Source organism: Mycobacterium sp. E3247, assembly GCF_001667785.1.
In the GTDB taxonomy this organism is placed as follows: domain Bacteria; phylum Actinomycetota; class Actinomycetes; order Mycobacteriales; family Mycobacteriaceae; genus Mycobacterium.
Window position 1 is genome coordinate 1 of the sequence record NZ_LZJG01000559.1, and the last position, 14,206, is coordinate 14,206.

At 66.9% G+C, this 14,206-nt stretch carries 13 protein-coding genes; 9 read left to right on the forward strand and 4 right to left on the reverse strand.

The annotated features are described in order from the left end of the window. Nucleotides 1-144: 144 nt before the first annotated feature. From A9X04_RS28585 to A9X04_RS28595, 3 genes are all read right to left on the reverse strand, one after another. Complete coding sequence (locus A9X04_RS28585) at nt 145-1,251, reverse strand: inositol-3-phosphate synthase (protein WP_067928326.1); 1,107 nt, start codon at nt 1,249-1,251, stop codon at nt 145-147. A 62-nt stretch (nt 1,252-1,313) separates the two neighbouring features. Next, a complete protein-coding gene (locus tag A9X04_RS28590) occupies nt 1,314-1,856 on the reverse strand; it encodes a PadR family transcriptional regulator (RefSeq protein WP_055399552.1) in 543 nt (180 codons plus the stop codon). Between the two features lie 158 nt (nt 1,857-2,014). Beyond that, nucleotides 2,015-2,896 (reverse strand): DUF1707 domain-containing protein, encoded by an 882-nt coding sequence (locus A9X04_RS28595; RefSeq protein WP_067928329.1) that lies wholly within the window; start codon nt 2,894-2,896, stop codon nt 2,015-2,017. Nucleotides 2,897-3,020: 124 nt separating this feature from the next. On the opposite strand from A9X04_RS28595, the gene A9X04_RS28600 reads away from it, so the two are divergent. The 9 genes from A9X04_RS28600 (at nt 3,021) to dnaB (ending at nt 13,276) form a co-directional block, all read left to right on the forward strand. Then, nucleotides 3,021-3,446 (forward strand): DUF5318 family protein, encoded by a 426-nt coding sequence (locus tag A9X04_RS28600; protein WP_067928332.1) that lies wholly within the window; start codon nt 3,021-3,023, stop codon nt 3,444-3,446. A 55-nt stretch (nt 3,447-3,501) separates the two neighbouring features. Beyond that, nucleotides 3,502-6,006: a transglycosylase domain-containing protein gene (locus A9X04_RS28605; RefSeq protein ID WP_067928334.1), complete on the forward strand. Its 2,505-nt coding sequence runs from the start codon at nt 3,502-3,504 to the stop codon at nt 6,004-6,006. Beyond that, entirely contained in the window at nt 6,003-7,631 is a 1,629-nt protein-coding gene (locus A9X04_RS28610) for a glycosyltransferase family 87 protein (RefSeq protein WP_067928337.1), read from the forward strand. Before A9X04_RS28605 ends, A9X04_RS28610 begins: the two co-directional genes overlap by 4 nt. Then, a complete protein-coding gene (locus tag A9X04_RS28615; protein ID WP_067928340.1) occupies nt 7,628-8,269 on the forward strand; it encodes a DJ-1/PfpI family protein in 642 nt (213 codons plus the stop codon). Before A9X04_RS28610 ends, A9X04_RS28615 begins: the two co-directional genes overlap by 4 nt. A 145-nt stretch (nt 8,270-8,414) precedes the next feature. Next, a complete protein-coding gene (gene rpsF / locus A9X04_RS28620) occupies nt 8,415-8,705 on the forward strand; it encodes a 30S ribosomal protein S6 (protein WP_067928342.1) in 291 nt (96 codons plus the stop codon). 112 nt (nt 8,706-8,817) lie between these two features. Beyond that, a complete protein-coding gene (locus A9X04_RS28625) occupies nt 8,818-9,336 on the forward strand; it encodes a single-stranded DNA-binding protein (RefSeq protein ID WP_067928345.1) in 519 nt (172 codons plus the stop codon). 38 nt (nt 9,337-9,374) lie between these two features. After that, complete coding sequence (gene rpsR / locus A9X04_RS28630; protein WP_046182476.1) at nt 9,375-9,629, forward strand: 30S ribosomal protein S18; 255 nt, start codon at nt 9,375-9,377, stop codon at nt 9,627-9,629. 31 nt (nt 9,630-9,660) lie between these two features. Beyond that, nucleotides 9,661-10,119, forward strand: a complete 459-nt coding sequence (gene rplI, locus A9X04_RS28635; RefSeq protein ID WP_067928348.1) for a 50S ribosomal protein L9 — start codon at nt 9,661-9,663, stop codon at nt 10,117-10,119. 529 nt (nt 10,120-10,648) lie between these two features. Continuing rightward, a complete protein-coding gene (gene dnaB, locus A9X04_RS28640) occupies nt 10,649-13,276 on the forward strand; it encodes a replicative DNA helicase (RefSeq protein WP_067928350.1) in 2,628 nt (875 codons plus the stop codon). Nucleotides 13,277-13,352: 76 nt separating this feature from the next. Here the strand turns inward: dnaB and A9X04_RS30130 are convergent, their stop codons facing one another. Continuing rightward, the gene (locus A9X04_RS30130) at nt 13,353-13,928 is read right to left on the reverse strand and encodes a PaaI family thioesterase (RefSeq protein WP_082972851.1); all 576 of its coding nucleotides are present in this window, start codon (nt 13,926-13,928) and stop codon (nt 13,353-13,355) included. Nucleotides 13,929-14,206 lie beyond the last annotated feature (278 nt).

Below are 14,206 nucleotides of genomic sequence, written 5' to 3' on the forward strand. Positions count from 1 at the left end.
CAGTTCGTCTTCGGAGATTTCGGTCACGGTCTACAGACACTAGCGCCGCGGGCGCGCCAACGGCCGCGAGCGTAACGCTGCGGCGAATTCCTGCGGTGAAAATCGCCGTGACGTTACGCTCGCGGCTCTGGTGGCCGAAGGGGCTCAGCCCGCGATGATGAACTCTTCGAGCTGCGTGCGCGCGACGTCGTCCGGCAGCTGCTGCGGCGGGCTCTTCATCAGGTAGGCCGACGCCGGGATCACCGGGCCGCCGATGCCGCGGTCCTTGGCGATCTTGGCCGCGCGCACCGCGTCGATGATGACGCCCGCCGAGTTCGGGGAGTCCCACACCTCGAGCTTGTACTCCAGGTTCAGCGGCACGTCGCCGAACGCCCGGCCCTCGAGCCGCACGTAGGCCCACTTGCGGTCGTCGAGCCAGCCGACGTGGTCGGACGGACCGATGTGCACGTCCTTGGTCTTGAACTCGCGCTGCAGGTTGGAGGTGACGGCCTGCGTCTTGGAGATCTTCTTGGACTCCAGCCGCTCACGCTCGAGCATGTTGAGGAAGTCCATGTTGCCGCCCACGTTGAGCTGCATGGTGCGGTCGAGTTGCACGCCGCGGTCCTCGAACAGCTTGGCCATCACGCGGTGGGTGATGGTGGCGCCGACCTGGCTCTTGATGTCGTCACCCACGATTGGCACACCCGCGTCGGCGAACTTCTTGGCCCACACCGGGTCCGAGGCGATGAACACCGGCAGCGCGTTGACGAAAGCCACGCCGGCGTCGATGGCGCACTGGGCGTAGAACTTGTCGGCCTCTTCCGAGCCCACGGGCAGGTAGGACACCAGCACGTCGACCTTGGCCTCTTTCAGCGCCTGCACCACGTCGACGGGCTCGACGTCCGAAAGCTCGATGGTGTCGGCGTAGTACTTGCCGATGCCGTCCAGGGTCGGGCCGCGCTGCACCACCACGTTGGTGGGCGGCACGTCGGCGATCTTGATCGTGTTGTTCTCCGAGGCGAAGATCGCGTCGGACAGGTCGAAGCCGACCTTCTTGGCGTCCACGTCGAACGCCGCGACGAACTTGACGTCGCGCACGTGGTACTGGCCGAACTTCACGTGCATCAGACCGGGCACGGTGCTGTGCTCGTCGGCGTTCTGGTAATACTCGACGCCCTGTACCAGCGAAGACGCGCAGTTACCGACGCCGACAATGGCGACTCGTACCTCCGTCTGCGCCTCTTCCGCCGTCGGCGGCTGGTGCTCACTCATAGGGCGTTCTCCTAACTTCCATAACCTTGTGGTCGCAGCTGATGAATTTCGTGCAGGGGTATCTACGTCTGCTCGGAGAGGCCGGGCATCGCCCGCTCCGCGGCAATGAGCTCGTTGAGCCACTTCACTTCGCGCTCACTGGACTCGAGGCCCAGTTGGTGAAGCTGACGGGTGTAACGGTCGAACGAGTTACTGGCCCGCGCCACTGCTTCGCGCAGGCCCTCCCGCCGCTCCTCAACCTGACGGCGGCGGCCTTCCAGGATGCGCATGCGCGCTTCCGCCGGAGTCCGGTTGAAGAACGCCAGGTGCACCCCGAAGCCGTCGTCGGTGTAGTTGTGCGGACCCGTGTCAGCCACCAGCTCACCGAAGCGCCGACGGCCCTCGTCGGTTAGCTGGTAGACGCGCCGGGCACGCCGAACCGGGGTTCCGGCCGGGGCGGCATCCTCAGCGATCAACCCTTCGGCCTGCATCCGCCGGAGGGCCGGGTACAGCGAACCGTACGAGAACGCGCGGAACGCACCGAGGAGGCCGGTCAGCCGTTTGCGCAACTCGTAGCCGTGCATCGGCGACTCGATCAGAAGGCCCAGGATGGCGAGCTCCAGCATCGAATCACCCCCTTTGCATGGTCGGTTACGACGGTTCGACGCCTCGCGTAATCGTATCGCTTCGATATATTCGCCACAACACCACCGGATGTTCGTCAGCTGTTAGTCAAGGCGCACGGGAGCGAATCGCGGTGGGAGCCGGCGGGCTCACCGGGCGGTCAGGACGGCAAGTTCAGTTGCTTGACGGTGCCGTCACCTGCGAAGACGATGTAGCCACTACCGTAGTCGCTCGAGACATACAGCGACAGGGACAGGGCACCCGGGGTGGTCGGGTCCGCCGCCGGTTCGATGTTGAGGTACTCGGTTTTGACGTCCGCCGGCTTCATGTGCAGGGTCTGCGGGGCACCACGCATGATGCCCACCGTCGCCGTGACGTCGAACTTGCTCAGGTCCACCGGCACGGGACCGTCCACGGAGCTCTTGGCCGAGCTGGTCGGGTCGCCCCAGCCGCCGCGGTAGGTGTAGGCCAGCACGCGACGATCGTCGGAGGGATCCGGCCGGTCGAGCACGGCGTACGTCGGGTAGATCACCAGCCGGTACCCCATGGCGTCGCCGAACCGTTTGCGGGTTTGCTCCAGCAGCCCGGTGAGCCCGCCCACCGAGTGCAGTTGGGTGGGCGGGGTCAGCACGACGGGGCCCACTCCGTCGGGCTTGGCTCCGGGGTCGCTGGTGAAGTCCAGTGGCGATCGGGTGTTGCCGTACAGGCCCCAGCCGATGCCGACCCCCAGCAGCACCGACACGGCGAAGGCGACGGCGAGCGAGCCCCACCCGCCCAGCTTCGGTGGCACCCGGGGGCCCTTGACGGCCGGCGTCGGCAGCGCGGAGCTGTCGGTCTGCAGGTCGGTCACCAGGGCCTGCAGGTCACCGAGGGTGACCGCATTGGTGGCCGCGCTGACCCGTACCCGGTGTTCCTCCATCGAGAGTTGGCCGTCGTTCAACGCGTCGTCGAGGATCTTGCAGGCGTCTTGCCGGTTGGTGTCCGTCGCGCGGGTGTTCGGTGTCGGCCGCTCGCCGAGCGATGTCCCGAGCCATTTCGCCACGGGGATGATCGTAGAGTCCGGTCCCGGTTCAGGCGGAGAAAGCGGCGCCCCCCGCGTTACCGGTGCGGGGCGCCACGGTTTGGTTGCGTATCGGTGCTCGCCGATGGCGACGTACGCTGGGGGCGTGCGACTGCAGCGACAAGTGGTGGACTACGCCCTCCGGCGGCGGGCACTGCTGGCCGAGGTGTATTCGGGCCGCACCGGCGTGTCCGAGGTGTGTGACGCGAACCCTTATCTGCTGCGCGCCGCCAAGTTTCACGGGAAACCGAGTCAGGTCATGTGCCCGATCTGCCGCAAGGAGCAGCTGACCCTGGTGTCCTGGGTGTTCGGCGAACACCTGGGCCCGGTATCGGGCTCGGCGCGCACGGCCGAAGAGTTGGTCCTGCTGGCCACCCGCTTCGAGGAGTTCGCCGTCCACGTGGTGGAGGTATGCCGGACCTGCGAGTGGAATCACCTGGTCAAGTCGTACGTACTCGGCGCGGCCCGCCCGCCCAAGGGCACCAGGAGTACGCGGACGGCGCGCGACGGCGCGCGAACGGCCATTGAATAACGACGGACCCCACCAGCAGTCGCCCGGTGACCCGGACGGGCCGGCGACTGAGCGTGTGGGCAGACATGGAATCGGCGACCGCCCGCGTGACGCGCCGCAGGCGCCCGGTCACCGTCGTGGCGTTCCCCCCGACGACCGGCTGACCACGGTCCTCCCGCCGGTCGTCGACGGCCGGTCGCCCCGACGGCCGGATCCCGGCATCGACGAGGTCAGGGCCGCACTGGGCGGTCCACCGTCGGCGCCCCTGCAACGGGATGCGCTGGAGGAGGTCAAGGCCGCACTGGACAGCCGGACGTCGCCGCGTCGGGCGCGGCCGAGCGGCGGAGGACGTCCGCCCGAAGGCCCGCCGCCACCCGGGCCACGGGGACGGCCGGGCGGCCCGGACGGCTTCGGGCGCCGGCCGCGGGGTGACGTTCACTGGACCCAGCAGATCAACTGGTTGTGGGTGCGGCGGGCGGCGTACCTGTCGGCGGCGGTGCTGGTGATCCTGCCCATCGTCACGTTCGCCATGGCGTACTTCATCGTCGACATCCCCAAGCCGGGCGACCTGCGCACCAACCAGGTCTCCACCATCCTGGCCAGTGACGGGTCCGAAATCGCCAAAATCATTCCGCCGGAAGGCAATCGGGTCGACGTCAACATCAACCAGGTGCCGGTGCACGTGCGCCAGGCGGTGATCGCCGCCGAGGACCGCAATTTCTATTCGAACCCGGGGTTCGACTTCAGCGGCTTCGCGCGGGCGGTGGACAACAACCTCTTCGGCAACGGGGACCTGCAGGGCGGGTCGACGATCACCCAGCAATACGTGAAGAACGCGCTGGTGGGATCGGCTCAACACGGGCTCAGCGGCCTGATGCGCAAGGCCAAGGAACTCGTGATCGCCACCAAGATGTCGGGGGAGTGGTCGAAAGACGATGTGCTGCAGGCCTACCTGAACATCATCTACTTCGGCCGCGGTGCGTACGGGATCTCCGCCGCTGCCAAGGCTTACTTCAACAAACCCGTCGAGCAGCTCACCGTCTCGGAAGGGGCGCTGCTGGCGGCGCTGATCCGGCGACCGTCCGCGCTGGACCCCGCGGTCGACCCGCAGGGTGCCCGGGCCCGCTGGAACTGGGTTCTCGACGGCATGGTGGAGACCAAGGTGCTCTCACCCAGCGACCGTGCCGCACAGGAGTTTCCACAGACCGTGCCGCCCGATCAGGCGCGCGCCGAGAACCAGACGACGGGACCCAACGGGCTGATCGAGCGCCAGGTGACCAAAGAGTTGATGGAGCTGTTCAACATCGACGAGCGGACCCTGAACACCCAGGGCCTGCAGGTCACCACCACGATCGACCCCAAGGCCCAGCAGGCGGCCGAAAAGGCGGTGTCGAAATACCTTGACGGGCAAGACCCCGACATGCGGTCGGCCGTCGTCTCGATCGACCCGCACGACGGCGCGATCCGCGCGTACTACGGCGGCGCGGACGCCAACGGTTTCGACTTCGCGCAGGCGGGCCTGCAGACCGGTTCCTCGTTCAAGGTGTTCGCCCTGATCGCCGCGCTCGAGCAGGGAATCGGTCTGGGTTACCAGGTCGACAGTTCGCCGCTGACCGTCGACGGCATCAAGATCACCAACGTCGACGGCGAGAGCTGCGGGACGTGCAACATCGCACAGGCACTCAAGCAATCGTTGAACACCTCGTATTACCGGCTGATGCTCAAGCTCAAGGGCGGACCGCAGGCGGTCGCGGACGCCGCGCACCAGGCCGGCGTGGCGACCAGCTTCCCCGGTGTGGACCACACGTTGTCCGAAGACGGCAAGGGCGGGCCGCCCAACAACGGAATCGTGTTGGGGCAATACCAGACCCGGGTCATCGACATGGCCTCTGCGTACGCGACACTGGCCGCCTCCGGCGTCTACCACCGGCCGCACTTCGTGCAGAAGGTCGTCAACTCCGACGGCCAGGTGCTCTTCGACGCGAGCAAATCCGAGAACAACGGCGAACAGCGAATCCCGAAGGCCGTGGCCGACAACGTCACCGCGGCCATGGAACCGATCGCCAGCTATTCGCGGGGCCACGCCCTGGCCGGCGGCAGGCCGTCGGCGGCCAAGACGGGCACCACGCAGCTGGGTGACACCACCGCCGACAAGGACGCGTGGATGGTCGGGTACACGCCGTCATTGGCGACGGCGGTGTGGGTGGGGACCGCCAAGGGCGACGTGCCGCTGGTAACCGCTTCGGGCTCACCGGTTTACGGGTCAGGGCTGCCGTCGGACATCTGGAAGTCCACGATGGACGGCGCCCTGAAGGGCACCTCCAATGAATCCTTCCCCAAGCCGACCGAGATCGGCGGCTACGCGGGCGTCCCGGCGCCGCCGCCCCCGCCCCCACAGCCCTCGGTGACCGTCATTCAGCCCACCATCGAGGTGGCGCCCGGCATCACGATCCCCGTCGGCCCGCCCACGACGATCACCAACGCGCCTCCGCCGCCGGGCGGCGGCGGCCCCGGCGGGCCTGAGCAAGGCGTGCCGCCGGGTGGGCCCCAGGCCCCGCCCCCCGGCCAGCCGCCACCGTGATCGAGGCCGAGCGGCAGACCGCCACCATTTCCCCGCAGCCGCTGGCCGGCGATCTGCGTAGTGTCGGCAACCGCGACTGCCCGAGCCGGACCGACGCGTTGGGTGCCGCCCTGGCGGACGTCGTCGGGGGGCCGGTGGGCAGCCACGCACTGATCGGCCGCACTCGGGTGATGACGCCGCTGCGGGTCATGTTCCTGATCGGCCTGGTATTCCTGGCGCTCGGCTGGTCGACGAAGGCGGCCTGCCTGCAGAGCACCGGCACCGGCACCGGTGACCAGCGGGTGGCCAACTGGGAGAACCAGCGCGCCTACTACGAGTTGTGTTACTCCGACACCGTCCCGCTCTACGGTGCGGAGTTGTTGAGCCAGGGCAAGTTTCCGTACAAGTCGAGCTGGATAGAGACCGACGGGAGCGGCACCCCGCAGACCCGCTACGACGGCCGGCCCGCGGTGCGATACATGGAGTATCCGGTGCTGACCGGGATGTATCAGTACGTGTCCATGGCGCTGGCGAAGACGTACACCGCGCTGACCAAGCTGGCCCCGCTGCCCGTGGTGGCCGAGGTGGTGATGTTCTTCGACATCTCCGCGTTCGGCCTGGCGCTGGCCTGGCTGGCCACCATCTGGGCCACCGCCGGTCTGGCGGGACGCCGGATCTGGGATGCGGCCATGGCGGCCGCCTCGCCGCTGGTGATCTTCCAGATCTTCACCAACTTCGACGCGCTGGCAACGGGATTCGCCATGGCGGGGCTCCTGGCATGGGCCCGGCGCAAACCGGTGCTGGCCGGTGTGCTGATCGGGCTGGGAGCCGCGGCCAAGCTGTATCCGCTGCTGTTCCTGGGCCCGATGGTGGTACTGGCGATGCGTACCGGGCGCTTTCGCGCGCTCGGCCGCACCGCGGGGACGGCCGCGGTGACGTGGTTTTTGGTAAATCTGCCTGTCATGGTGCTGTTTCCGCGAGGGTGGTCGGAATTCTTCCGGCTCAACACCCGGCGTGGTGACGACATGGATTCGGTGTACAACGTGGTGAAGTCATTCACCGGCTGGCGCGGATTCGATCCCGGTCTCGGGTTCTGGGAGCCGCCCACGGTGCTGAACGCGGTGGTCACGGTGCTTTTCGTAATTGGTTGCGCGGCAATCATCTACGTGGCGCTGACCGCGCCGAAGCGGCCGCGGCTGGCACAGCTGGTGTTCTTGGTGGTGGCGGTCTTCCTGTTGACCAACAAGGTGTGGAGCCCGCAGTTTTCGTTGTGGCTGGTGCCGCTGGCCGTCCTGGCATTGCCGCATCGGCGGATCCTGCTGGCGTGGATGACCATCGACGCCGTGGTATGGGTGCCGCGGATGTACTACCTGTATGGCAATCCGAACCGTTCGCTGCCGGAGCAGTTCTTCACCACGACCGTGTTGGTTCGTGACGTCGCCGTCGTCGCGCTCTGCGCTCTGGTGATCCGCCAGATCTACCGGCCCGACGAGGATTTGGTGCGCTGGGGCGGCCGGGTGGACGACCCGTCGGGCGGCCCCTTCGACCGCGCCCCCGACGCCCCGCCGGGTTGGTTGCCGGACTGGCTGCGACCGGCCGGCATGCGCCGGGCACCGGTGCCCGAACCCGAGCCCGCGGTGCCATGACGCTCGTCGCCGTACCGCTGTTTCCCCGCGTGACCGCGCTCGACGCGATCGGGCCCTATGAAGTGCTGCAGCGCATCCCCTCGATCGAGGTGGTGTTCGCCGGTCACCGCCGGGGCGAGGTGCGCACGGAAAACGGGATGCTCGGGCTGAGCTGCGACGCGCGGTTCGACGAGGTCACCTCACCGGACGTGGTGCTGGTTCCCGGCGGGATCGGCACGCGGCAGCTGCTCCACGACGACACCATCCGCGCCTGGCTGCAGGCCGTGCACCCGACCACGGCCTTCACCACATCGGTGTGCACCGGCGCGCTGCTCCTGGCCGCCGCGGGCCTGCTCGACGGGCTCACCGCCACGACGCACTGGCGGGCCAGGGACCTGCTCAACGACCTGGGCGCCCGTTACGTGCCGGACCGAGTCGTCGAGCACCTACCGCAGCGGATCATCACCGCCGCGGGCGTCTCCAGCGGCATCGACATGGCCTTGCGGCTGGTCGAGCTGCTTGTCGATCGGCAGGCGGCGCAGGCCGCCCAGCTGCTCATCGAATACGACCCGCAGCCGCCGTTCGACTCCGGTTCCCTCGCCAAGGCCGACCAGGCGACGATGGACCGTGCCACCGAATACTTGGACGCCCGGCAGTAGCCGATTGCTCCAGCACCGGCGGTCCGGTGCGATTTTGGAGGCCACCCCGCCCGTCCGGTAGCCTGGTGCGGTTGCCGACGCAGGCGACCCTCCTGCCACGGATCGACCGTGGCCGTTTGAGACCAGAGGAGGTGGTGAGGTTTCCATGCGTCCATACGAAATCATGGTCATTCTTGACCCCACGCTCGACGAGCGCACCGTTGCTCCGTCCTTGGAGACGTTCCTCAACGTCGTCCGCAAAGACGGCGGAACCGTCGACAAGGTCGACATCTGGGGCCGGCGCCGGCTGGCCTACGAGATCGCCAAGCACGCCGAAGGCATCTATGTCGTGGTCGACCTGAAGGCGGAGCCGGCGACGGTATCCGAGCTCGACCGCCAGCTGAGCCTCAACGAGTCGGTGTTGCGCACCAAGGTGATGCGCACCGACAAGCACTAACACCCGTCGCTGAGTCGCGGGCCCACCGTCGGCGGACTTGCGTAGGCTCAGCGAGGATACGTGCCGTCCACCGTCGGCGAAGCGATTCACCGGGCGGAACAAGGAGGAAACTGTGGCTGGTGACACCACTATCACCGTTGTCGGAAACCTGACCGCCGACCCCGAACTGCGGTTCACCCCGTCCGGTGCCGCCGTCGCGAATTTCACCGTGGCGTCGACACCGCGGATCTACGACCGTCAGAGCGGGGAATGGAAAGACGGCGAGGCGCTCTTCCTGCGCTGCAACATCTGGCGGGAAGCGGCCGAGAACGTGGCCGAAAGCCTCACCCGCGGCGCGCGAGTGATCGTCACCGGCCGGCTCAAGCAGCGGTCCTTCGAGACGCGTGAAGGCGAGAAGCGCACCGTCGTCGAGGTCGAGGTCGACGAGATCGGGCCCTCGCTGCGCTACGCCACGGCCAAGGTCAACAAGGCCAGCCGCAGCGGCGGCGGCGGCGGCGGAGGCGGCTTCGGCGGCGGAGGCGGGTCCCGGCAGGGATCGGCGCCGGCGAGCAGCGCTCCCGCCGACGATCCGTGGGGCAGTGCCCCGGCGTCCGGGTCCTTCGGCGGCGGCGACGACGAACCGCCGTTCTAGAAGAACTTCAACAGTAAGAAACGGAAAGAAAGACAGTCATGGCCAAGTCCAGCAAGCGACGTCCGGCTCCGGAAAAGCCGGTCAAGACGCGGAAGTGTGTCTTCTGCGCGAAGAAGGGTCAATCGATCGACTACAAGGACACTGCGCTGCTGCGTACCTACATCAGCGAGCGCGGCAAGATCCGGGCGCGCCGCGTCACCGGCAACTGCGTGCAGCACCAGCGCGACATCGCCATCGCGGTGAAGAATGCCCGCGAGGTGGCGCTGCTGCCCTTCACTTCCTCGGCGCGATAGCCGCCGAAGCTCGAGCGAAAGTACGAAAACGATGAAGCTGATTCTGACGTCCGATGTCGACCACCTCGGTACCGTCGGCGACACGGTCGAGGTCAAGGACGGCTATGGCCGCAACTTCCTGCTCCCGCGCGGTCTGGCGATCGTCGCCTCGCGCGGTGCGCAGAAGCAGGCCGACGAGATCCGCCGGTCCCGGGAAAGCAAGGCGGTGCGCGACCTCGGGCACGCCAATGAACTCAAGACGGCGATCGAGGCGCTGGGCCCCGTCCAGCTGCCGGTGCGGACCGCGGCGGACTCCGGGAAGTTGTTCGGCTCCGTGACCCCCGGCGATGTCGTCGCGGCCATCAAGAAGGCCGGCGGGCCGAACCTCGACAAACGAATCGTCCGCCTGCCCAAGTCGCACATCAAGGCCGTCGGCACCCACCCGGTGTCGGTGCACCTGCACCCCGAGGTCGACGTCGAGGTCGCTCTCGAGGTTGTCGCGGAGAGCTAAGGCTCCGACGTTTGCTCTTTCCAGGCGGCGGCCGTCATCGGCCGCCGCCTGGTTCAGTTGCGCTGCGCGCATGCTTTCTGATCCCAGCGTGGGCGGTCGCGGACGCACGCCCTAGCGAACAATTGCCGCCGGATGTTCCGGGGAGCTCATTTACCCTGCCGTAACGCTGCGAAAATGTGGCTGAAAGCCAACACGCCCGACGCAGTAACCTGCGACGACACGCCGTAGAGATTCTTGTCCACACGAAAATCGTGGCGTTACATGGCCCTTATCAGCACCGATGTCAGAGCCCCTTGAATTCATACACAGGTTCTCCACATCCCACTCAACACAGGTGTCGACGGATATGCACACACGATGCACAGGTTCATGAACAGCGCCCCTTTCACCTGGTAGCCAGCAACGTCTAACGTCGTCCCGTCGCTAGGCGTACGCGCGCGGTGCAGCGAATGTGTCGGCTCCTTGACTTACGCTGACGGGAGCGGTTTTCGAATGTACGTTCGGGTGCTTAAAAGGGGAGGAGGGATCCATGGCGGTCGTCGATGACCTCACGTCGGGCATGGATTCGCCGGCTCCCAGTGAGGACTTCGGGCGTCAGCCACCGCAGGACCTCGCGGCCGAACAGGCGGTGCTGGGCGGCATGCTGCTGAGCAAGGACGCCATCGCCGACGTGCTGGAACGGCTGCGGCCCGGCGACTTCTACCGCCCCGCACACCAGAACGTCTACGACGCGATCCTGGACCTCTATGGCCGCGGCGAGCCGGCCGACGCCGTGACGGTGGCCGCGGAATTGGACCGCCGCGGGATGCTGCGCCGGATCGGCGGTGCGCCGTATTTGCACACCCTGATCTCGACCGTGCCGACGGCCGCCAACGCGGGCTACTACGCGACCATCGTGGCCGAGAAGGCGCTGCTGCGCCGGCTTGTCGAGGCCGGGACGCGGGTGGTGCAGTATGGCTACGCCGGCGCCGAGGGCGCCGACGTGGCCGAGGTGGTCGACCGCGCACAGGCGGAGATCTACGAGGTGGCCGAGCGGCGGACGTCGGAGGACTTCGTCCCGCTGGAGGACCTGCTGCAGCCGACGATGGACGAGATCGACGCCATCGCCTCCAACGGCGGCATCTCGCGCGGCGTGCCGACGGGCTTCACCGAACTCGACGAGGTCACCAACGGGTTGCACGCCGGGCAGATGATCATCGTGGCGGCGAGGCCTGGAGTCGGGAAGGCGCTAGCCTTGGACACGCCGCTGCCCACACCGACCGGCTGGACGACGATGGGTGACGTCGCGGTCGGTGACGAGCTGCTCGGCGCCGACGGGCGCCCGACGCGGGTGGTGGCCGCGACCGGCGTGATGCTCGGCCGGCCCTGCTACGAGGTGGAGTTCTCGGACGGGACGGTGATCGTCGCGGACGCCGAGCATCAGTGGCTGACCGAAACACGCGCGTCGCGCAAGTCGGCGCAAGCCGCGGCGGTGGGCTACAACCGCTACAAGAATCAGCGCACCTTTGCGGCGGTGCGAACGACGGCTGAGATCGCGGAGAGCGTGCGCTGCGAAACCAAAGACCGGCGCCTGAACCACAGCGTGGTGAACGCGCGTGCGCTTGACCTACCCGACCGCGAATTGTTGATTCCGCCATACACTCTCGGTGCCTGGCTGGGCGACGGAACCAGTGCCGCAGCCCAGATCACCACGGCCGATCCCGAACTCATCATGCGAATCGAAGCGGACGGCGTGGTCGCGGTTCCATCGGAATCCGCTCGATACCGTTATCAGCTCCTTCTGCCGGCGAGCGACGATCCCGCTCCACGGCAATGCGTGGTGTGCGGGAAGGATTTCGTCCCCCAGACCAGTCAGGTGCGGACCTGCGGGCGGTCATGCGGTGGCCGGGCGCGGTTCGTCTCCGCGCCCGTGCCTAGCCCGACCTGCGTCCGCTGCGCCGGACCATCATCGGGGATGCGGCTGTGCCAGCAGTGCCACGCCGCCGTGGGGACACTGCAGGCGCGGCTGCGCACACTCGGCGTGCTGGGGAACAAGCACATTCCCATGGAGTATCTGCGGGGATCCGAGGCGCAACGGCGCGCGCTGCTCGCCGGGTTGCTCGACACCGACGGAACTGTGACGGCGGGTGGGGCGGTCCAATTCTCCGTCACCAGCCATCGGCTGGCGCTGGATGCCGCCGAACTCATCGTCAGCCTCGGCTATCGCTGCCAAACTTCCACCAAGCGTGTCCGAGGCCGCCGGGAGTCGTCCAGCATCGCTTACACCCTGACCTTCTCCACAGAAGACACCGTATTCGCATTGCAGCGAAAAGCCATCCTGCACAAGGAACGTCGAGCCGCCACCGGCACCGTGCGATCTGGCTCACGCTTCATTGTGGAGATCCGCCCGATCGAGACCGTTCCCGTGCGGTGCGTCGAAGTGGACAACGATAGCCACCTATACCTTGCCAGCAAGGCCATGATTCCGACCCACAACTCGACCCTCGGTCTGGACTTCATGCGGTCATGCTCGATCAAGCACCGGCTGGCCAGCGTCATCTTCTCGCTGGAGATGAGCAAGTCCGAGATCGTCATGCGGCTGCTGTCGGCGGAAGCCAAAATCAAACTCGCCGACATGCGGTCGGGGCGCATGAGCGACGACGACTGGACGCGCCTGGCGCGGCGGATGAGCGAAATCAGCGAGGCGCCACTGTATATCGACGACTCGCCGAACCTGACGATGATGGAGATCCGCGCCAAGGCGCGCCGGCTGAAGCAGAAGGCCGACCTGCGCCTGGTCGTCGTCGACTATCTGCAGCTGATGTCGTCGGGGAAGAAGGTGGAGTCGCGGCAGTTGGAGGTTTCCGAGTTCTCGCGCCAACTCAAGCTGTTGGCCAAGGAGCTCGAGGTTCCCGTCGTCGCGATCAGCCAGCTCAACCGTGGCCCCGAGCAGCGCACCGACAAGAAGCCGATGCTGTCGGACCTTCGTGAATCGGGATCACTGGAGCAGGACGCGGACATGGTCATCCTGCTGAACCGGCCCGACGCGTTCGAGCGCGACGATCCGCGCGGGGGAGAGGCGGATTTCATTCTCGCGAAACACCGTAACGGTCCGACCAAGACCGTCACCGTCGCGCACCAGCTGCACCTGTCGCGGTTCGCCAACATGGCGCGGTAAGCGCTGGCGAGAAGAGCCGGTTTGGATTGAGTGTTGTGCGAGAAGCGTCGGAGGCGCCTTATCGCCAGCGTTCTGCTCACTCCCGCGGATGAATGAAAACCCCTTCTGCTGAGACGGTTACGCCTCCGCTGTCGCTTAGTTGTCCGACGGCAAAGGTCTTGACTCCTTCGACGCGGTCGACCCAGGCCTCGGCGCGGAGAGCCTTTCGTAGCGGGGTTCCTCGGCGGTAGCGCAGGGTCAGCGTCCCGGTGTAGGCGGGCCGGCCCGGCTTGTGGGCGGTAGCGCCGAGTACATGGTCCAACACCATCGCGCAGACACCGCCGTGCACGTAACCCGCAGGCCCCTCATAGGCTGCACCGAGAACAAGTTCCGACCAGACCGATCCGTTTGTCTCGTGAATCACGAGTGGGGGAGCCAACGGGTTGCGGATTCCGATCACCGCATTGCCTGAAGCTGGGCTCTGCCCGTCGGTGCTGGTACGTTCGCCGAATGATCCAGGTATCTGTTCGGCGCTCAGTCGGCTTGTAATAGCGTCGATCTGGGTTGCAATGGAGGCAATAGCGTTGGGCTTCAACTCTGTGCGGATCGTCGCGTCGATCAGGTTGCGCACGGAGATGGCCAGTAGCTCGTATGTCGACGATGGGTCAGTCATCGTTAGGCTCAGATCGCCGGTGTCCGCGGTGCCGCTGGCAAGGCCTTCGCCCTCACTGGAAGCGGACCGCTAGCCGGGGCGCGTCGTCCCCTAGGCGTGGCACGTCGATTGTTGGCGTTGCGGCGGGCGTGGTGCGGACGATGTGCTGCCCAACGGCAGGGACGCTGCGCATGGCATCGACGCCGGCGACTTCGGTGGTCATCGACTAACAGCGTGAAATGGCACGTAGCGGTTCGGGAAGGTGGCGTCCCGTCCAGCGGGCATATCACAGAGACACC

Excerpts from the sequence above, each read along its gene's own strand:
- A9X04_RS28585 (WP_067928326.1), bottom strand. The coding sequence starts at position 1,251 with ATGAGTGAGCACCAGCCGCCGACGGCGGAAGAGGCGCAGACGGAGGTA.
- A9X04_RS28590 (WP_055399552.1), bottom strand. The coding sequence starts at position 1,856 with ATGCTGGAGCTCGCCATCCTGGGCCTTCTGATCGAGTCGCCGATGCAC.
- A9X04_RS28615 (WP_067928340.1), top strand. The coding sequence starts at position 7,628 with ATGACGCTCGTCGCCGTACCGCTGTTTCCCCGCGTGACCGCGCTCGAC.
- rpsF (WP_067928342.1), top strand. The coding sequence starts at position 8,415 with ATGCGTCCATACGAAATCATGGTCATTCTTGACCCCACGCTCGACGAG.
- rpsR (WP_046182476.1), top strand. The coding sequence starts at position 9,375 with ATGGCCAAGTCCAGCAAGCGACGTCCGGCTCCGGAAAAGCCGGTCAAG.
- rplI (WP_067928348.1), top strand. The coding sequence starts at position 9,661 with ATGAAGCTGATTCTGACGTCCGATGTCGACCACCTCGGTACCGTCGGC.
- dnaB (WP_067928350.1), top strand. The coding sequence starts at position 10,649 with ATGGCGGTCGTCGATGACCTCACGTCGGGCATGGATTCGCCGGCTCCC.
- A9X04_RS30130 (WP_082972851.1), bottom strand. The coding sequence starts at position 13,928 with ATGACTGACCCATCGTCGACATACGAGCTACTGGCCATCTCCGTGCGC.